This is a genomic window from Rathayibacter sp. Leaf296 (genome assembly GCF_001423045.1).
GTDB lineage: Bacteria > Actinomycetota > Actinomycetes > Actinomycetales > Microbacteriaceae > Rathayibacter > Rathayibacter caricis.
This window is the reverse complement of the sequence record NZ_LMNR01000001.1, coordinates 1,143,549-1,161,381: the sequence shown is the minus strand read 5'-3', so window position 1 is coordinate 1,161,381 and position 17,833 is coordinate 1,143,549. Positions and strand designations below refer to the sequence as shown.

Below are 17,833 nucleotides of genomic sequence, written 5' to 3'. Positions count from 1 at the left end.
GCGTGGAGGCGGCGGGCCGCTACTCGGCCGCGTACGCCTGGAGGGTGCGGGGGCCGAACGCGTCGGGGATGACCTCGTCGATCGTGCGCAGCCCCGAGACGGTCTCGAGGACCATCCCGTCGGCCGAGTGCTCGAAGAGGAGCTGACGGCAGCGTCCGCAGGGCATCAGGGTCGCCCCGTTGCCGTCCACGCAGGTGAAGGCGACGAGCTTGCCGCCCCCGGTCATGTGGAGGGAGGAGACGAGCGCGCACTCGGCGCAGAGCCCGATGCCGTAGGAGGCGTTCTCGACGTTGCAGCCCGCGATGATGCGGCCGTCGTCCACGAGTGCGGCCGCTCCCACCGGGAACTGCGAGTAGGGGGCGTAGGCGCGGCGCATGGCGTCGTTCGCGGCGGCGCGCAGCGCCTCCCAGTCGATGTCGGTCACGGGACCCCTCTCAGGACTTCAGGTACGGCTTGCCGGCGGCCGCCGGTCCGCGGGACTGCCCGACCAGGCCGGCGACCGCGAAGATCGTCACCAGGTACGGCAGCATCAGCATGAACTCGCTCGGCACCGGCGATCCGATGACGCCGAGGACGTTCTGCAGGTTGGTCGCGAAGCCGAACAGCAGCGACGCGAGGGTCGCCTTGATCGGGTCCCAGCGGCCGAAGATGACCGCGGCGAGGGCGATGAAGCCGGCTCCGGCGGTCATCTCCTTGCCGAACGAGCCGACGGCGTCGAGCGTGTAGTACGCGCCGCCGATACCGGCGATGGCGCCCGCGAGCGACACGTTCCAGAAGCGGGTGCGCGCCACGTCGATGCCGACGGTGTCCGCGGCCTGCGGGTGCTCGCCCACGGCGCGCAGGCGGAGGCCCCACTTCGTCGTGAAGAGCCCCCACCAGACCGCGAAGATCGCGAAGTACATGAGGTAGACGATGATCGACTGCTTGAACAGCACGGCGCCGATCACCGGGATCTGGCTGAGCACCGGGATCGGCAGCGTCTCGAACTGCACGGGCGAGTTGAAGGTGGGCGAGTCCGACGTGAGCACCTGGGAGTAGAGGAAGCTCGTCAACCCGGTCACGAGGACGTTCAGGACGACGCCGACGATCACCTGATCGACCACGTACTTGATCGCGAACGCGGCCAGCACGAACGACACGAGCACGCTCGCCAGCATTGCCGCGACGAGGCCCAGGACCGGCTGGCGGGTGATCGAGGCGACGACCGCCGCGGTGAAGGCGCCCGCGAGCAGCTGCCCCTCGATCGCGACGTTGACGACTCCGACCCGCTCCGAGATCACCCCGCCCAGCGAGCCGAAGATGAGCGGAGTGGCGAGGCCGACGGTGCCGAGCAGCAGACCCGAGACGGGCAGCGTCGCGCCCGCGGAGGCCCAGACGAGGAATCCGATCAGGAACACGAGGGCGAACACCGTCGAGAACCAGAGCGGGATGCGCCGCGCCGCCCTCGTCATCAGGGCGGCGAGCACGGTCAGCACGACGGTGACGACGGCGACGACCACTCCGGTCGCCCTGGTGGGGAAGGGCAGGTCCGGCAGGGCGAAGAAGTCCCCGCCGGCCGCGAGGCGGAACGAGCTGGTGCCGTCGCGGCCCAGCGCGACGAACAGCACGATGGAGAGCAGCGCGAACACGCCGAACGCGATCGGCGCCTTCCAGCTGCGGACCGCGACCCGGGAGCCGCCGGCGGGTGCGGTGGTGGCGAGGGCGCTCATGCGGAGACCTCCGAGGCTCGGCGCGCGCGGCGTCTCGGCGCGGCGCCGGGAGCGGGCAGGCGGAAGATCGCGCGCACCAGGGGCGGAGCGGCGATGAAGAGGACGATCAGCGACTGGACGACGAGGACGACGTCGATCGGCACGCCCTGGGCGGCCTGCATGGAGTAGCCGCCCGCCTTGAACGCGCCGAAGAGGATGCCCGCGAAGAACACGCCCCACGGCCGCGACCGCCCGAGCAGGGCGACGGTGATCGCGTCGAAGCCGATGCCTGCGTCGATCCCGGAGGTGAAGCCCGTCGTGACGGTGCCCATCACCTGCGCGCTGCCCGCGAGGCCGAGGAGACCGCCGGAGAGGAGCATGGCGTACACGTAGCTGTTCTTGACGTCGATGCCGGCCACCCGTGCCGCGTGCGGGTTCTCGCCCACCGCGCGGAACTTGAAGCCGATGCTCGAGCGGTTCAGGAGCCACCAGACGAAGACGGTCGCGAGGATCGCGAAGACGAAGCCGAGGGTGAGCGAGTAGCTCGGGCCGAGGAGCGACGGGAAGACCGCCGTCTCCTTCATCGCCGGGGTCTTCGGGTTGTTCGAGCCCGGCGCCTGCAGAGCACCGGGAGTGCGGAGCAGGTACGAGATCAGGTAGAAGGCGACGTAGTTGAGCATGATCGTGAGGATCACCTCGTGCGCCCCGGTGCGCGCCTTGAGCACGCCGACGAGCCCTCCCCACAGCGCGCCGCCCAGGATGCCGGCGGCGAGCGCGACGATCAGATGGACGCCCCACGGCAGGTCGAAGGAGAAGCCGACCCAGCCGGCGCAGGCCGCCGCGATCAGCATCTGCCCGCGGCCGCCGATGTTGAACAGGCCGACGCGGAACGCGAGCGCGACGCCCAGACCGCCCGCGATCAGCGGAGTGGCGAAGGCGAGCGTGTCGGTGAGCGGCTTGATGCCGTTCGCGAAGCCCTCGCGGCGGAAGTTGTAGACGGATCCCTGGAAGAGGGAGGAGTAGGCGCCGGCGACCGACTGCCAGATCGCCTGCAGGGTGTCGACCGGGCGGGCGAAGAAGTAGCCTGACGCCTCCTGGACGTCGGGGTCCGTCGCCGCGATCAGCACGCCGCCCGCGATCAGCGAGAGCAGCACGGCGAGCACCGACATCAGGGCGGTGCCCGAGAGGATCTCGCGCAGCACGCGGGACGCGCCGCTCTCGACCGCGCCGGGGCGCGCCTCCTGACCCGGCTTCTGGCCGGGCTCGAGGCCGGTGGACTTCTCGGTCTCCGCGTCGGGATCGACCGCGGGCAGTTGCGCGTCGCTCACGCCGCCGCTCCCTTCTCGGCGGGCGACTGCCCGGCCATCATGAGCCCCAGCACGTCGCGGGGGGTGTCGGCGGGCACGATGCCGATGATGCCGCCCTTGTACATGACCGCGATGCGGTCGGCCAGGGCGGCCACCTCGTCGAGCTCGGTCGAGACGACGATCACGGGCACGCCGGTGTCGCGGGTCTCGACGATGCGCTTGTGGACGAACTCGATCGAGCCGACGTCGATTCCGCGGGTGGGCTGAGCGGCGATGAAGAGCCTCAGCTCGCGGCTCAGCTCGCGCGCCAGGACGACCTTCTGCTGGTTGCCGCCGGAGAGGCGGCCCACGTGGGTGCCGATGCCCTGCGCCCGGACGTCGAACTCGCGCACGCGCTCCTCGGCGAAGCGGTCGAGCTCCTTCAGACGGAGGTTGAGGCCCTTCACGAAGGGGCCTCCGTCGCTGCGGTCGAGCATGAGGTTCTCGGCGATGGTGAACTCGGCGACCAGGCCGTCCTCCGTGCGGTCCTCGGGCACGAAGCCGACCCCGGAGTCGAGGACCCGGCGCACCGAGAGCCCGTCGAGCCGCTTGCCGTCGAGGGTCACGGTGCCCTCGACCCGGTCCTGCAGCCCCATGATCGCCTCGGTGAGCTCGGTCTGCCCGTTGCCCTGCACACCGGCGATCGCCAGGATCTCGCCGCGGCGGACCTCGAACGAGACGTCGTCGACGACGGCCTGCCCGTTCCCGTCGCGGACCGTGAGTCCGCTGACGACCAGGGCCTCGTCGCCCGCGCGCGCCTGCTCCTTGCGCACCGTCAGCTCGACGGCGCGCCCCACCATCAGCGACGCCAGCTCGGCGTTGCTCGCCGTCGGCGACGCTTCTCCGACGACCTTGCCGAGGCGGATGACCGTGATGCGGTCGCCGACCTCGCGCACCTCCCGCAGCTTGTGCGTGATGAAGACGATGGCGGTGCCGGCCGCGCGCAGCTGGCGCATGATGGCGATGAGCTCGTCGGTCTCCTGCGGGGTGAGCACCGCCGTGGGCTCGTCGAAGACGAGGACGCGAGCGTCGCGCGAGAGCGCCTTGATGATCTCGACCCTCTGCTGCACGCCGACGGGCAGGTCCTCCACGATCGCGTCGGGATCGACGTCGAAGCCGAAGCGGTCCGAGATCTCGCGGACACGGGCGCGCGCCGCGGCGAGGTCGAGGCGACCGCCGGACTTCGTCTGCTCGTGACCGAGCATCACGTTCTCGGCGACCGAGAAGACCGGCACGAGCATGAAGTGCTGGTGCACCATGCCGATGCCCGCCTTCATGGCGTCGCCGGGCCCCGAGAAGTGCTGGACGGCGTCGTCGAGCAGGATCTCGCCCTCCTCGGCCTGGTAGAGGCCGTAGAGCACGTTCATCAGGGTCGACTTGCCCGCGCCGTTCTCGCCCAGGAGGCAGTGGATCTCGCCGGGTTCGACCGTGAGATCGATGTGGTCATTGGCCACGAGGGCGCCGAAGCGCTTCGTGATGCCCCGCAGTTCGAGCTTCATGGAACCAATCTAACTTTCGGTCGGGCTCCCGGCGTCGACGGGGCACGAGGACGTCCGACGACGGAGAGGGGACGTGCCGCGCCACCTCTGCGCCCCTTCGCGGAGGGGACCCGGCGGCGGCAGAGAAAAGAGGCCGGCCGGCTCCGGGATCCCCCGGGGCCGGCCGGCCTCTTCGCGTCGACTAGGACGCGGCGGGAGCCGACGGCGACTCGACGGTGATCGACCCGTCGATGATGCCCTCGGTGATCGCGTCCAGCTCGCCCTGGAGGTCCGGCGAGACCTTCGACTCGAAGTCGTGGAACGGGGCGATGCCCACTCCGTCGTTCTCGAGCGTGCCCACGTACGGCGTGGCGTCGAACTCGCCGGCACCGGCGGAGGCGGTCACATCGGACGTGCCCTCCTTGATGCCCTTGAGGATCGAGGTCAGGTACAGGTCCGACCCGTCCGGGTAGGTCTCGTACAGGTCGGCGTCGACGCCGACCATGGCGATCTCCTTGCCGGAGTCGCGGATCGCCTCGATCGCCGACTGGAAGATCGGGCCGCCCACGGGGAGGATGACGTCGGCGTTCTGGTCGATGAGCGACTGCGCCGCCGACTTCGCCTCGACACCCGCCGCGAACCCGCCGGTGAAGGAGCCGTTCTGCGACGCGACGTCCCAGCCGACGACCTTCACGTCGGTGCCCTTCTGCTCGTTGTAGTAGGCGACACCGTCCGCGTAGCCGTCCATGAAGATGGTGACGGTCGGGTACGGCTGGCCGCCGAAGGTGCCGACGACGCCGGTCTTCGAGTACGAGGCCGCCGCGTAGCCCGCGAGGAACGCGGACTGCGAGGTGTCGAACGTGATCGGCTTGACGTTCTCGAGGTCGATCGAGGCGTCGTCGATGATCGCGAAGTCGATGTCGGTGTTCGCCTCGGCCGCGGCCTTGGTCGCATCGGCGAGCGCGAAGCCGACCGTGATGATCAGGTTGCAGCCCTGATCGACGAGGCTCGTGAGGTTCGGGGCGTAGTCGGTCTCGGACTCGGAGGTCACGTCGACCGGCTCGACACCGAGCTCCTCCGACGCCTCGACGAGACCGGTGTAGCCCAGCTCGTTGAAGGACTTGTCGTCGAAGCCGCCGGCGTCCGAGACCATGCAGGGCAGGAAGTCGCTCGTCGCGGCGGCGCCCGAGTCGCCCTCCTCGGGAGCGGAGGCGCAACCGGCGAGAAGCGCGGTGACGCCCAGAGCGGCGAGACCGCCGAACGCGGCCTTACGCGTGGTGATAGTCAAGAGATTCGTCCTCCAGGATTCGGCCCGAGCGTCGTGCGCAGCTGGGCGTCGATCCGCTCACGTTACCCAATGTGACGATTCGCTCAGGGCTCCCGGGGGGAGCATTCGGAAGTCGTTACACGGTGTTTATCTTGTGGAGGAGGCGCGGGCGCCTCCTCCACCGCGGTCGGCTTGCTGGGGTGGTGCGTTTCCGAGAGCGGGGAGCGTCGGGCTGGCGGACATCGCTGGCACGCGATCTCCGCTCGCGGCCCTCCACCTTGCGGTCGAGGTTCCGAGCTGTTCGGAGTGACTGCGCGCTGCGCGCGGACGAGTACGGACAGCAGGAGGACTGCGCGCTGCGCGCGGACGGGCACGGACAGCAGGAGAGCTGCGCGCTGCGCGCGGACGGGCACGGACAGCAGGAGGGTCCGGGTGCGGGGCGGGTGGGAACGACGAAGCGCGGCGCTCCTAGGGGGAGGCCGCGCTTCGAGGAGGGTGGGGCTAGAGGACGTCGGTGCGGCCCGACAGGCGCAGGGCGTCGACGACGCCCTTCACCTTCTGCGCGTTCTCGGTGGTGGTGACGAGGAGGGCGTCGGGGGTGTCGACGACGACGATGTCCTTCACTCCGATGAGGGCGATGGTGCGGTTGCCGCCGCTGACGACGATGCCGGTCGCGGAGTCGGCCAGGACGCGGGCGTCCTCGCCGAGGATCGCGAGGTCGGAGCGGAGACCGCTCGCGTGCAGCTTCGCGATGGAGGCGAAGTCCCCGACGTCGTCCCAGGAGAAGTGACCGGGGATGACCGCGAGCTTGCCCTCGGCGGCGGCCGGCTCGGCGACGGAGTAGTCGATCGCGATCTTCTCCAGTCCCGGCCAGATGCGGTCGACGACCGCGCCGCGCTCGGGGGTGTCCCACGCCTCGGCGAGCTCGAGGAGCCCGGCGAGCAGCTTCGGCTTGGAGCGTCCGAGCTCCTCCAGGAGCCGGTCGGCGCGGGCGATGAACATGCCGGCGTTCCAGAGGTACTGACCGCTGCTGACGTACTCGCGGGCGGTGTCCGCGTCCGGCTTCTCGACGAAGGAGTCGACGGCAAGGGTGTGCGCGGCGCCGTCGATGCCGAGGTGGTCGCCGGTCCTGATGTAGCCGAACCCGACCGCCGGCTCCGTCGGCGTGATGCCGATCGTCGCGATGTAGCCCGCGTCGGCGGCGATGACCGCCTCCGCGACGGCGTCGTGGAAGAGGTGCTGACCGCTGATGACGTGGTCGGCCGCGAACGAGCCGATGATCACTCCGGGCTCGCGGCGCTCGAGGATCGCGGCGGCCAGGCCGATCGCGGCGGAGGAGTCGCGCGGCTCGCTCTCGAGCACGACGTTGACGTCCTCGAGCTTCTCGAGCTGGCGCTCGACGGCGGCGCGGTGCGCCCGGCCGGTGACGACCATGATCCGGTCGGCGCCCGAGATCGGAGCGAGCCGCTCCCACGTGTCGCGCAGGAGGGTCTGGCCCGAGCCGGTGAGGTCGTGCAGGAACTTCGGGGCGTCGGCCCGGGAGAGCGGCCACAGCCTCGAGCCGATCCCACCTGCGGGGATCACGCTGTAGAAGCGGTCGAGCGGGGCGCGGCCATCGGTCTCAGGTGATGTCATGTCCGCAGGATACAAGGGCGTCCGGACGCGACCGTCCGTTCACCGGGCGGCGCTGCGCCGTTCACGCGGGCGCCGTAGCGTCCGGGGCGTGAGAGTCGCGGTCGTCACCGAGAGCTTCCTGCCGTCGTTGAACGGCGTGACCACGAGCGTCCTGCGGGTCCTCGACGAGTTCGCCGCCCGCGGCATCGAGGCCCTCGTGGTCTGCCCTGCCGCGGGAGCACCGGCCCGCTACGCCGGGCACCGCGTGGTCGAGCACCCCGCGATCGCGTACCGCGACTTCCCGGTCGGCATCCCGACCCTCGCCCTCACGCGCGAGCTCGCGGACTTCGCGCCCGACGTCGTGCACGTGGCCTCGCCCTTCTTACTGGGGGCACGCGCCATCGCCTCCGCGAACCGCCTGGGCGTGCCCAGCGTGGCCGTCTACCAGACGGACGTCGCCCGCTTCGCCGCGCGGTACGGCATCCGGGGAGCGCGCGCGCTCGCCTGGAAGGTCATCCGTCAGATCCATGCGGGCGCCGATCTGACCCTCGCCCCGTCCAGCAGCGCGCTCGACGATCTCTCCGCGGCGGGGATCGAGCGCACCGCGCTGTGGGGACGAGGCGTGCAGAGCGACCGCTTCCATCCCCGGATGCGCTCCTCCCCCTACGCCCACGAGGTGCGCGCAGCGCTCAGCCCTGACGAGGCGCTCGTCGGCTACATCGGCCGGCTCTCGCCCGAGAAGAGAGTGGAGCGCCTCGCCGCACTCGCCTCACTTCCCGACACGGCGCTCGTCGTCGGCGGCTACGGCCCGTCCTCCGCCCGGGTCGCCGCGGCCGTCGGACCTCACGCCCGCATGCTCGGCCGGCTCGACGGCGAGCGGCTGCCCGCCGTCTACGCCGCACTCGACGTCTTCGTGCACACGGGCACGGAGGAGACGTTCGGCCAGACGGTCCAGGAGGCGCAGGCGTCCGGGACCGCGGTCGTCGCCCCGCACGCGGGCGGACCGACCGACCTGATCGAGCACGGCGTCGACGGCCTCCTCTACGCCCCCGAGAGCGACTCCGATCTGCGCCGTCAGGTCGAGCGCCTCGTGCGCGACCCCGCCCTGCGCGCCCGGCTGGGCGAGGCGGGGCGGCGGCGCGTGCTGCACCGCACCTGGAGCGCGCTCACGGACGAGCTGCTGGGCCACTACGCGGCCGTCGGGGTGCCCGCCGTGGTGGAGCACCGCAGCTAAGGCTCGCCTTAGCCGCGCTCTCCCGGAACGCCGTTTAGAATCGAAAGGCGAGAATCTCGTCGCTCCCCCGCCCCGTCCGCGTCCACGAGACGCGGAGCAGGTCAGGCCGTCGGAGTGCACAACCAGGGAGGGTTGTCCGTGTCAGTTCAAGCTGCTCAGACCCTCGCACCCCGGAAGCAGGGGAAGATCCGCCGTCCGGCCGGAACCCTCTACCGCGGTCGCGAAGGCATGTGGTCGTGGGTGCTCCACCGCATCACCGGTGTCGCCATCTTCTTCTTCCTCCTCGTCCACGTCCTGGACTCGGCCCTCATCGCCGTGAGCCCGGAGGCGTACGACGCGGTCATCGGAACCTACAAGAACCCGATCATGGGCCTGGGCGAGACGGGGCTCGTGGGCGCCATCGCGTTCCACGCCCTGAACGGCCTGCGCATCATCCTGGTCGACTTCTGGAGTTGGGCGACGCGCAACCAGCGCCTGCTCTTCTGGGTGGTCATGGGCCTCTGGGTCGTGCTGATGCTCGGCTTCGCGCCGCGCCATCTCATGTTCGTCTTCGGAGAGGGAGGAGGGGAATGAGCACCGTCGCCGCCCCCCGCACGCCGCACACCCCGACCCGTTCCTCCGGGACGAACTGGGAGAAGTGGGGCTGGATCTACATGCGCGCCTCCGGCGTCGTGCTGATCGTCCTGATCTTCGGGCACCTGATCTACAACCTCCTCCTCGGCGACGGCATCAAGGCCATCGACTTCGGCTTCGTCGGCGGCAAGCTCGCGAACCCGTTCTGGCAGTGGTGGGACGTCCTCATGCTGTGGCTCGCCCTGATCCACGGCGGCAACGGCATGCGCACGCTGGTCAACGACTACGCGACCTCGCCGCTGCTGGCCCGCGCCTTCAAGGGCGGGATCCTCGTGGCCGTCGTCTCCCTGATCGTCCTCGGAACCTGGGTCGTCTTCGCGTTCGACCCGTGCCCGCCGAACACGGCGGCCGAGTTCCTGCCGTCGTTCTGCGGCGCCTGACGCACCGCCGCTGATGCGGGAGGAGGCGCTGCGGTCGACCGCGGCGCCTCCTCCCGGGTCCGGCTCCTCTCCCCGTCCTCCTCACCCGCACAACGGAGCATCCACCCAGTGAGCACAGCAGGCCACGTACACACCGGCGGCGACCAGAGCGCCTTCACGCAGACCGTCGGACCCGACGGCGTCCACTACCACCAGTTCGACGTGGTCATCGTCGGCGCCGGCGGCGCCGGCATGCGGGCGGCGATCGAAGCCGGTCCGAAGGCGAAGACCGCCGTGATCTCGAAGCTCTACCCGACGCGCTCGCACACCGGCGCGGCGCAGGGCGGCATGGCCGCGGCCCTCGCCAACGTCGAGGAGGACAGCTGGGAGTGGCACACCTTCGACACCGTCAAGGGCGGCGACTACCTCGTCGACCAGGACGCGGCCGAGATCCTCGCGAAGGAGGCCATCGACGCGGTCATCGACCTCGAGAACATGGGCCTCCCCTTCAACCGCACCGAGGACGGCAAGATCGACCAGCGCCGCTTCGGCGGTCACACCCGCGACCACGGCAAGGCGCCCGTTCGCCGGGCCTGCTACGCGGCCGACCGCACCGGCCACATGATCCTGCAGACGCTGTTCCAGAACTGCGTCCGCCTCGGCATCAACTTCTACAACGAGTTCTACGTGCTCGACCTCGTGATGACGAAGGTCGACGGCGTCGACAAGCCCTCCGGAGTCGTGGCGTACGAGCTCGCGACCGGCGAGCTGCACGTGTTCCAGGCGAAGGCGATCATCTTCGCGACCGGCGGCTTCGGCAAGATCTACAAGACCACCTCGAACGCGCACACGCTGACCGGCGACGGAGTCGGCATCATCTGGCGCAAGGGCCTGCCCCTCGAGGACATGGAGTTCTTCCAGTTCCACCCGACCGGTCTCGCGGGCCTCGGCATCCTCCTCACCGAGGGAGCGCGAGGAGAGGGTGCGATCCTCCGAAACGCCTCGGGCGAGCGCTTCATGGAGCGCTACGCCCCGACCATCAAGGACCTCGCACCCCGCGACATCGTCGCCCGGTGCATGGTCCAGGAGGTCGCGGAGGGCCGCGGCGCCGGTCCGCACAAGGACTACGTGCTGCTCGACTGCACGCACCTGGGAGCCGAGGTCCTCGAGACCAAGCTCCCCGACATCACCGAGTTCGCGCGCACCTACCTCGGTGTCGACCCGGTCGTCGAGCCGGTGCCGGTCATGCCGACCGCGCACTACGCGATGGGCGGCATCCCGACGAACGTGAAGGCCGAGGTCCTCTCGGACAACACCACCGTCGTGCCGGGCCTGTACGCGGCCGGCGAGTGCGCCTGCGTGTCGGTGCACGGCTCCAACCGCCTCGGCACCAACTCCCTCCTCGACATCAACGTCTTCGGCAAGCGCAGCGGCAACAACGCCGCCGACTACGCCAAGACCGTCGACTTCACTCCCCTGCCCGCCGACCCGGCCGGAGCGATCCGCGACATGCTCGCCTCGCTCCGCGACGCCACGGGCACCGAGCGGATCGCCTCGATCCGCAAGGAGCTGCAGGACGAGATGGACAAGAACGCCCAGGTGTTCCGCACCGACGAGTCGCTCGAGCAGGTCACGGGCACGATCCAGCGCCTGCGCGACCGGTTCCGCAACATCTCGGTGCAGGACAAGGGCAAGCGCTTCAACACCGATCTCCTGGAGGCCGTCGAGCTCGGCTTCCTCCTCGACCTCGCCGAGGTCGTCGTGTTCTCGGCGCGCAACCGCAAGGAGAGCCGCGGTGGCCACATGCGCGACGACTTCCCCAAGCGCGACGACGACAACTACATGCAGCACACGATGGCGTACCTCTCCGGTGACGCCCACTCCTCCGATGCCGGTGACCACATCCGGCTCGACTGGAAGCCCGTCGTGATCACCCGGTACCAGCCGATGGAGAGGAAGTACTAGCCATGTCGACCGCTACCCTCGAGCAGCCCCCCGCGGCCCCCGCCGCCCCGGAGGCGTTCACCGTCACGTTCATCATCCGCCGCTTCGACCCCGAGGTGGACGCCGAGCCGCGCTGGCAGGACTTCGACGTCGAGATGTACTCGACCGACCGCGTCCTCGACGCCCTGCACCGCATCAAGTGGGACCAGGACGGGTCGCTGACCTTCCGCCGCTCCTGCGCGCACGGCATCTGCGGCTCGGACGCGATGCGCATCAACGGGCGCAACCGCCTGGCCTGCAAGACGCTGATCAAGGATCTCGACATCTCGCAGCCGATCTACATCGAGGCGATCAAGGGCCTGCCCCTCGAGAAGGACCTCGTCGTCGACATGGAGCCGTTCTTCGCCTCGTTCCGCGAGGTGCAGCCGTTCCTGATCGCCAACACCCCGGCACCCAAGGGCAAGGAGCGCGTGCAGTCGGTCGCCGACCGCGCCCGCTTCGACGACACCACGAAGTGCATCCTCTGCGCCGCGTGCACCTCGTCGTGCCCCGTGTTCTGGACCGACGGGCAGTACTTCGGCCCGGCCGCCATCGTGAACGCGCACCGCTTCATCTTCGACTCGCGCGACGACGCGGGCGGAGCCCGTCTCGACATCCTCAACGACAAGGAGGGCGTGTGGCGCTGCCGCACGACCTTCAACTGCACGGAGGCGTGCCCCCGCGGCATCCAGATCACGCAGGCGATCGCCGAGGTCAAGCAGGCGGTCATCCGCGGCCGCGCCTGATCGCACCTCTCGAACGGCTCGTCGGATCCCTGATCCGGCGGGCCGTTCGTCGTTCCCGGGTCCCCTCCCCGCTCGGGTGATAGCTGACGCGAGCGGCGGCTCTACCCTGGAGGCATGACGGAGGCTGCGACTGACACCCCGCGCGGCATCCCGGCGCTGATCGAGCGGGTGCTGCGCACGCGGCCGCTCCGCGTCTTCCTGCACTACTCCGAGACCGGCGGGCCGCTCTTCGCCTCGGGACTGGCGTTCCAGGCGCTGTTCGCCGTCTTCGGGGCGCTGTTCGTGTTCTTCGCGGTGTTCGGCTTCTGGGTCCGCGGAGACACCGTGCTGCGCGATTCGCTGATCGAGCTCGTGCAGCGCTCGATCCCCGGACTGATCGGCGGCAAGGGCTCCCTCGTCTCCGTCGACACGCTGCTGGACCAGTCGATCCTGGGCTGGACCGGAGTCATCGCCGCCGCGGTCCTGCTCTGGACGGCCCTGAACTTCCTCGGGAGCCTCCGGCAGGCCGTCCGGATCCTCTTCACGCTGCCCGGTCCGACGACGCTGTTCGTCCTGCTCAAACTCAAGGACGCCGGCCTCGCGCTCGTCTTCGGAGCCGTGCTGCTCGTCTCCGCGGGCCTCTCGGTGTTCTCGACCACGTTCGTCGACGTCGCCTTCGACTTCCTCGGGATCGGCAGCGACTCGGAGCTCGGACGCGTCACCGGTGGTGCGGTCGGCCTCCTGATCATGCTCGCGCTCGACACGGCCACCCTCGCCGGATCGTTCCGGATCCTGTCGGGCATCCCGATCCCGTGGAAGAACCTCTGGGTCGGAGCGCTGATGGGCGGTGTCGCCCTCGGCGCCCTGAAGATCCTCGGGACCCAGCTGCTCGGCGGCGCGTCGCGCAACCCGCTCCTCGCCTCCTTCGCGGTCCTCATCGGTCTGCTGATCTGGTTCAACCTCGTCTGCCAGGTGATCCTGATCGTCGCCTCGTGGATCTCGGTCGGGATGAGCGACGCCGGCATCTCGGCGCGGAAGCTCACGCCGGAGGAGCGCGAGAAGGAGCAGGAGGAGCAGCTGCGGGCCGCCCGCCGCACGCTGGCCGAGGTGGAGCGGCAGCGTCTCGCGTCCGCTCTGGCCGACGCCTCCCTGCTCAAGCGGCGGCGGATCGAGAAGAGCCTGGAGCGCCTCGACGAGGAGCTCGCCGAGCTCTCGGCCTGATCCGCGCTTCCGGCAACCGCTCCACTCCCGCCGTCCTCGGGTTCACTGCTCCACGCGTGTCGGACATGTTTGTTTCTGTTGACTTCGCAGGCAAACGGGTCTAAAAAGATGTAAACGCAGATCCGCCCCGCGGAACGCGAGCACCACTGGATCGAGACGACGGAGTCGACATGTACGCACCGGAGCGCCACCAGGCGATCCTGGACCGTGCCCGCACCGACGGGCGGGTCGAGGTTCGCGACCTCGCCCTCTCCCTCGCGGTCACGCCCGAGACGATCCGCCGCGACCTCACGAGCCTCGAGCGCCGCGGCCTGCTGCGCCGGGCGCACGGCGGTGCCATCCCGGTCGAGCGCCTCGGCATCGAGCCCGAGGTCGCCGCCCGCGAGGGCCACCTCGCCGCCGAGAAGGACCGCATCGCCACCGCCGCCCTCGCCGAGGTGCCCGACGGCGGTTCGCTCGCCATCGACGCGGGCACCACCACCGTCCGCCTCGCGGAGCTGCTCCCCCTGGACCGCCGGCTGACGGTCGTCACCCACTCCCTCCCCGTCGCGATGGCGCTCGTCGGCCGGCCCAACATCGACCTGCACCTGCTCGGCGGCCACCTCCGCGGAGTGACGCAGGCCGCCGTCGGCCCGTGGGCCGCCCAGGCGATCGCCTCCGTCTCGGTGGACGTCGCCTTCATCGGCACCAACGGCATCAGCCGCGAGCGGGGCCTCACCACCCCCGACCTCGACGAGGCCGTGGTCAAGTCGGCGCTCATCGCCTCGGCCCGCCGCGTCGTCGTCCTCGCCGACCACTCCAAGTTCGGCCGGCAGGACTTCGGGCACGTCGCTCCGCTGTCCGCGATCGACACCGTCATCACGGACAGCGACCTCGACGACGAGACCGTCGACGACGTCGAGTCCGCCGGCCCCGAGGTGGTCCGCGCATGATCGTCACCGTCACCGCCAATCCGAGCATCGACGTCACCCTCTCGACCAGCGGCTTCACCGTCGGCGAGGTCAACCGGGCCCACGACGTGCGGCGCGACCCGGCCGGCAAGGGCGTCAACGTCGCCCGGGCACTGGCCCGCAACGGAGTCGACGCCACGGCCGTCTACCCCGCGGACGCCTCGACCGGGCTCGACCTCTCGGCGATGCTCGAGTCGGCGGGCGTCCGGTCCGCGAGCGTCGCGATCGCGCAGCCGATCCGCACCAACATCACCGTCGTCGACGACACCTCGGGGCGCACCACCAAGATCAACGAGCCCGGCCCGGCGATCAGCCCCGAGGAGGCGAAGGCGCTCTCGGAGCTCATCTGCGACCACGTCGTCGCCGCACCGCGCTGGCTCGTCGCGTGCGGCAGCGTCCCTCCGGGACTCGGCGACGACTTCTACGCGTCGCTCGGCCGGCTCGCCCTGCACTTCGGCGTCCCGCTCGCCGTCGACACCTCCGGAGCCCCGCTCACCGCGATCATCGCGGCCGGCACGGCGACGCTGGTGAAGCCCAACCTCGAGGAGCTCGAGGAGCTCCTCGGCCGCTCCCTGCCGACGGTCGGAGACGTCGTCGCCGGAGCACGCGAACTCCTCCGCCTCCCGGACGCGCGAGCGCTCGTGAGCCTCGGAGAGCACGGCGCCCTCCTCGTCACGGCCGACGCGTCGTGGTGGGCGGGCGCCCCCGCCGTCGTGCCCCTCAGCACCGTCGGCGCCGGGGACAGCACCCTCGCGGGCTACCTCTCGGCCACCGACGCCACGGAGGCGGAGCGCCTCGCGACAGCAGTCGCGTGGGGCACCGCCGCCGTCCGGCTCCCGGGCAGCGAAGCCCCGGGGCCCGACTCCCTCCGACTCGACGACGTCACCGTCGTCGCGTCCCCCGCCCCCCACCTCCCGATTGGAGAACTGAGCGCATGACTGCACTCACCGAGGCCTCGACCGTCATCGTCGACCTGACCGCCGCCACCAAGGACGAGGCCACCGCGCAGCTGGCGAAGACGCTGGCCGACGCGGGCCGCGTCACCGACCTCGACGGGTTCCTCGCCGACGTCCGCGACCGCGAGGCGCAGATGGCCACCGGCATGCCCGGCGGCATCGGGATCCCCCACGCCCGCTCCTCTCACGTCGTCTCCCCCAGCGTCGCCGTCGGCATCGCGAAGCAGGGCGTCGACTTCGGGGCCCCCGACGGACCGGCCGACCTGATCTTCCTGATCGCCGCTCCCGACGGAGCCGACCAGGCGCACCTCAAGATCCTCGCCCAGCTCGCCCGCAAGCTGATCCACGAGTCCTTCACCGGGTCCCTCCGCGCCGCGTCCAGCGGCCAGGAGGTCGCCGACATCATCGCCCGAGAGGTCGTCGTCTCATGAGGATCGTCGCCGTCACCAGCTGCATCGCCGGCATCGCGCACACCTACATGGCCGCCGAGGCCCTGGAGCAGGCCGCGAAGAAGAAGGGGTACGACATCCAGGTCGAGACCCAGGGCGCCGCGGGCTCCGACCCCATGTCGGACCAGACCATCGCCGACGCCGACGTCGTGATCCTCGCCGCCGACCTCGAGGTCCGCGGCAAGGAGCGCTTCGCCGGGAAGCCGACCCTCGAGGTCGGCACCTCGGAGGCGCTCGCGAAGGCCTCGGAGGTCATCGACCGCGCCGTCGCCACCGCCCAGGCCGCTCCGCCCGCCCCGGCGGCGACCTCCTCCGACGCCCCGCGCTTCGTGGCCGTCACCAGCTGCATCGCCGGCATCGCTCACACCTACATGGCCGCGGAGGCGCTCGAGCAGGCCGCGAAGAAGCGCGGCTACCCGATCCACGTCGAGACCCAGGGAGCCGCCGGCTCCGAGGAGATGACCGCGGGCGACATCGCCGCCGCCGACGTCGTCATCCTCGCCGCCGACCTCGAGGTCCGCGGCAAGGACCGCTTCGCCGGCAAGCCGATCCTCCAGGTCGGAGTCGCCGAGGCGCTCGCCAAGCCGGACGAGGTCCTCGACCGCGCACTCGCCCTGCGCAGCGCGAAGCCCGCCGACGCCCCTGCCCGCGCGCAGGCCGCCGCCGCTCCCACCGCCGCCCCGAAGAAGGTCGGCGTCGGCACGCGCATCCGTCAGAACCTGATGACCGGCGTCTCGTACATGATCCCGTTCGTCGCGGCGGGCGGTCTGCTGATCGCCCTGTCGTTCCTGTTCGGCGGGTACCAGATCGTCAGCTTCACTCCGCAGCAGATCATCGACAACGGCTTCAACCCGGTGAACATCACCGACTGGGCCGGAGTCATGTTCCTGATCGGAGGAGCGACCTTCGCCTTCCTCGTGCCGGTGCTGTCGGGCTTCATCGCCTTCGGCATCGCCGACCGCCCGGGCATCGCGCCGGGCTTCCTGGGCGGCGCGGTCGCGGTGACCGTCGGCGCGGGCTTCCTCGGCGGCCTCGCGTCCGGCTTCATCGCCGGATACGCGGCGCTGTACATCTCGCGGATCAAGCTGCCCGCGGCCTTCAAGTCCCTGATGCCCGTCGTGATCATCCCCCTGATCGCGACCTTCATCACCGGATTCCTGATGTTCGTCGTCCTCGGAGCGCCGCTCCGCGCGCTGAGCGAGGGACTCTCGTCCTGGCTCTCCGGCCTCACCGGCGGCAACCTGATCGTGCTGGGGATCATCCTCGGCCTGATGATGGCGTTCGACATGGGCGGCCCGGTCAACAAGGTGGCGTACGCCTTCGCGACCACAGGTCTCGCCTCCGTCCCCGCCGACGGCGACCCGAACTCGGTCCAGTTCAAGGTGATGGCGATCGTGATGGCCGCCGGCATGACGCCGCCGCTGGGTCTCGCCCTGGCGACGACGCTGCGCAAGCGCCTCTTCACGGACGCCGAGCGCCAGAACGGCAAGGCCGCGTACCTCCTCGGTGCGTCCTTCATCTCGGAGGGGGCCATTCCGTTCGCCGCGGTCGACCCGCTGCGCGTGATCCCCTCCGCGATGATCGGCTCGGCCGTCACCGGCGCGCTCGTCGCCCTGTTCGGCTCGACCCTCCGCGCTCCGCACGGCGGAGTCTGGGTCACCGGCCTCGTCGGACAGCCGATCCTCTACCTGGTCGCGATCCTCGTCGGGATGGTCGTCACCGCGATCGCCGTCATCATCGCCAAGAGCATCAAGCGCGCCCCCGTGGTCGCCGAGGTGCCCGAGCCCGTCACCGCCCGCCCCGTCGCCGCGGTCTGACCCGCGCCGACCCCCGAACGACCGTCCTGAGCGGTCCCTCCGACAGCCCGCGCCTGCGCCGCCTTCTTCTTCTCCGAGGGAAGGTGGCGCAGGACGCGGGCTGTTCTTGTTTC

The 17,833-nt window shown here is 70.6% G+C and carries 16 protein-coding genes; 10 read left to right on the top strand and 6 right to left on the bottom strand.

The window, feature by feature from the left end; all coding sequences use genetic code 11:
• Positions 1 to 19: 19 nt before the first annotated feature.
• From ASF46_RS05400 to ASF46_RS05375, 6 genes are all read right to left on the bottom strand, one after another.
• On the bottom strand, positions 20 to 424 hold the full coding sequence (locus tag ASF46_RS05400; RefSeq protein WP_056866685.1) for a cytidine deaminase: 405 nt from the start codon (positions 422 to 424) through the stop codon (positions 20 to 22).
• 10 nt (positions 425 to 434) lie between these two features.
• On the bottom strand, positions 435 to 1,709 hold the full coding sequence (locus ASF46_RS05395; RefSeq protein ID WP_056866684.1) for an ABC transporter permease: 1,275 nt from the start codon (positions 1,707 to 1,709) through the stop codon (positions 435 to 437).
• Positions 1,706 to 3,016, bottom strand: a complete 1,311-nt coding sequence (locus ASF46_RS05390; protein WP_200919665.1) for an ABC transporter permease — start codon at positions 3,014 to 3,016, stop codon at positions 1,706 to 1,708. Before ASF46_RS05390 ends, ASF46_RS05395 begins: the two co-directional genes overlap by 4 nt.
• Positions 3,013 to 4,533 (bottom strand): ABC transporter ATP-binding protein, encoded by a 1,521-nt coding sequence (locus ASF46_RS05385; protein WP_056866683.1) that lies wholly within the window; start codon positions 4,531 to 4,533, stop codon positions 3,013 to 3,015. The genes ASF46_RS05390 and ASF46_RS05385 overlap by 4 nt, the downstream gene beginning before the upstream one ends.
• 181 nt (positions 4,534 to 4,714) lie before the next feature.
• Positions 4,715 to 5,800, bottom strand: a complete 1,086-nt coding sequence (locus ASF46_RS05380; RefSeq protein WP_055788016.1) for a BMP family lipoprotein — start codon at positions 5,798 to 5,800, stop codon at positions 4,715 to 4,717.
• A 480-nt stretch (positions 5,801 to 6,280) separates the two neighbouring features.
• On the bottom strand, positions 6,281 to 7,414 hold the full coding sequence (locus ASF46_RS05375; RefSeq protein ID WP_055788011.1) for a mannose-1-phosphate guanylyltransferase: 1,134 nt from the start codon (positions 7,412 to 7,414) through the stop codon (positions 6,281 to 6,283).
• An 88-nt stretch (positions 7,415 to 7,502) separates the two neighbouring features.
• Here ASF46_RS05375 and ASF46_RS05370 point away from each other — a divergent pair, with 88 nt between their 5' ends.
• The 10 genes from ASF46_RS05370 to ASF46_RS05325 all read left to right on the top strand — a co-directional run bounded on the left by ASF46_RS05370 (position 7,503) and on the right by ASF46_RS05325 (position 17,720).
• Positions 7,503 to 8,627 carry a glycosyltransferase family 4 protein gene (locus ASF46_RS05370; RefSeq protein ID WP_056866682.1) on the top strand — a complete coding sequence of 375 codons (1,125 nt, stop codon included), beginning with the start codon at positions 7,503 to 7,505 and terminating at the stop codon, positions 8,625 to 8,627.
• A gap of 138 nt (positions 8,628 to 8,765) precedes the next feature.
• A complete protein-coding gene (gene sdhC, locus ASF46_RS05365; protein WP_372488113.1) occupies positions 8,766 to 9,200 on the top strand; it encodes a succinate dehydrogenase, cytochrome b556 subunit in 435 nt (144 codons plus the stop codon).
• The gene (locus tag ASF46_RS05360; protein WP_055787999.1) at positions 9,197 to 9,640 is read left to right on the top strand and encodes a succinate dehydrogenase hydrophobic membrane anchor subunit; all 444 of its coding nucleotides are present in this window, start codon (positions 9,197 to 9,199) and stop codon (positions 9,638 to 9,640) included. The genes sdhC and ASF46_RS05360 overlap by 4 nt, the downstream gene beginning before the upstream one ends.
• A gap of 201 nt (positions 9,641 to 9,841) precedes the next feature.
• A complete protein-coding gene (sdhA, locus tag ASF46_RS05355) occupies positions 9,842 to 11,584 on the top strand; it encodes a succinate dehydrogenase flavoprotein subunit (RefSeq protein ID WP_230673091.1) in 1,743 nt (580 codons plus the stop codon).
• 2 nt (positions 11,585 to 11,586) lie between these two features.
• The gene (locus ASF46_RS05350; protein ID WP_055787993.1) at positions 11,587 to 12,348 is read left to right on the top strand and encodes a succinate dehydrogenase iron-sulfur subunit; all 762 of its coding nucleotides are present in this window, start codon (positions 11,587 to 11,589) and stop codon (positions 12,346 to 12,348) included.
• A 114-nt stretch (positions 12,349 to 12,462) separates the two neighbouring features.
• Complete coding sequence (locus tag ASF46_RS05345) at positions 12,463 to 13,548, top strand: YihY/virulence factor BrkB family protein (RefSeq protein ID WP_056866680.1); 1,086 nt, start codon at positions 12,463 to 12,465, stop codon at positions 13,546 to 13,548.
• A 170-nt stretch (positions 13,549 to 13,718) separates the two neighbouring features.
• Positions 13,719 to 14,480 carry a DeoR/GlpR family DNA-binding transcription regulator gene (locus tag ASF46_RS05340; protein ID WP_056866679.1) on the top strand — a complete coding sequence of 254 codons (762 nt, stop codon included), beginning with the start codon at positions 13,719 to 13,721 and terminating at the stop codon, positions 14,478 to 14,480.
• A complete protein-coding gene (locus tag ASF46_RS05335) occupies positions 14,477 to 15,436 on the top strand; it encodes a 1-phosphofructokinase family hexose kinase (protein WP_056866678.1) in 960 nt (319 codons plus the stop codon). Before ASF46_RS05340 ends, ASF46_RS05335 begins: the two co-directional genes overlap by 4 nt.
• Entirely contained in the window at positions 15,433 to 15,885 is a 453-nt protein-coding gene (locus ASF46_RS05330; RefSeq protein WP_056866677.1) for a PTS sugar transporter subunit IIA, read from the top strand. Before ASF46_RS05335 ends, ASF46_RS05330 begins: the two co-directional genes overlap by 4 nt.
• Complete coding sequence (locus ASF46_RS05325) at positions 15,882 to 17,720, top strand: PTS fructose-like transporter subunit IIB (protein ID WP_157602225.1); 1,839 nt, start codon at positions 15,882 to 15,884, stop codon at positions 17,718 to 17,720. Before ASF46_RS05330 ends, ASF46_RS05325 begins: the two co-directional genes overlap by 4 nt.
• Positions 17,721 to 17,833 lie beyond the last annotated feature (113 nt).

What these genes read in the sequence shown, in the direction of transcription:
- ASF46_RS05395 (WP_056866684.1), bottom strand. Translation starts at nt 1,709, where the DNA reads ATGAGCGCCCTCGCCACCACCGCACCCGCCGGCGGCTCCCGGGTCGCG.
- ASF46_RS05385 (WP_056866683.1), bottom strand. Translation starts at nt 4,533, where the DNA reads ATGAAGCTCGAACTGCGGGGCATCACGAAGCGCTTCGGCGCCCTCGTG.
- ASF46_RS05375 (WP_055788011.1), bottom strand. Translation starts at nt 7,414, where the DNA reads ATGACATCACCTGAGACCGATGGCCGCGCCCCGCTCGACCGCTTCTAC.
- ASF46_RS05360 (WP_055787999.1), top strand. Translation starts at nt 9,197, where the DNA reads ATGAGCACCGTCGCCGCCCCCCGCACGCCGCACACCCCGACCCGTTCC.
- ASF46_RS05350 (WP_055787993.1), top strand. Translation starts at nt 11,587, where the DNA reads ATGTCGACCGCTACCCTCGAGCAGCCCCCCGCGGCCCCCGCCGCCCCG.
- ASF46_RS05345 (WP_056866680.1), top strand. Translation starts at nt 12,463, where the DNA reads ATGACGGAGGCTGCGACTGACACCCCGCGCGGCATCCCGGCGCTGATC.
- ASF46_RS05340 (WP_056866679.1), top strand. Translation starts at nt 13,719, where the DNA reads ATGTACGCACCGGAGCGCCACCAGGCGATCCTGGACCGTGCCCGCACC.
- ASF46_RS05335 (WP_056866678.1), top strand. Translation starts at nt 14,477, where the DNA reads ATGATCGTCACCGTCACCGCCAATCCGAGCATCGACGTCACCCTCTCG.
- ASF46_RS05330 (WP_056866677.1), top strand. Translation starts at nt 15,433, where the DNA reads ATGACTGCACTCACCGAGGCCTCGACCGTCATCGTCGACCTGACCGCC.
- ASF46_RS05325 (WP_157602225.1), top strand. Translation starts at nt 15,882, where the DNA reads ATGAGGATCGTCGCCGTCACCAGCTGCATCGCCGGCATCGCGCACACC.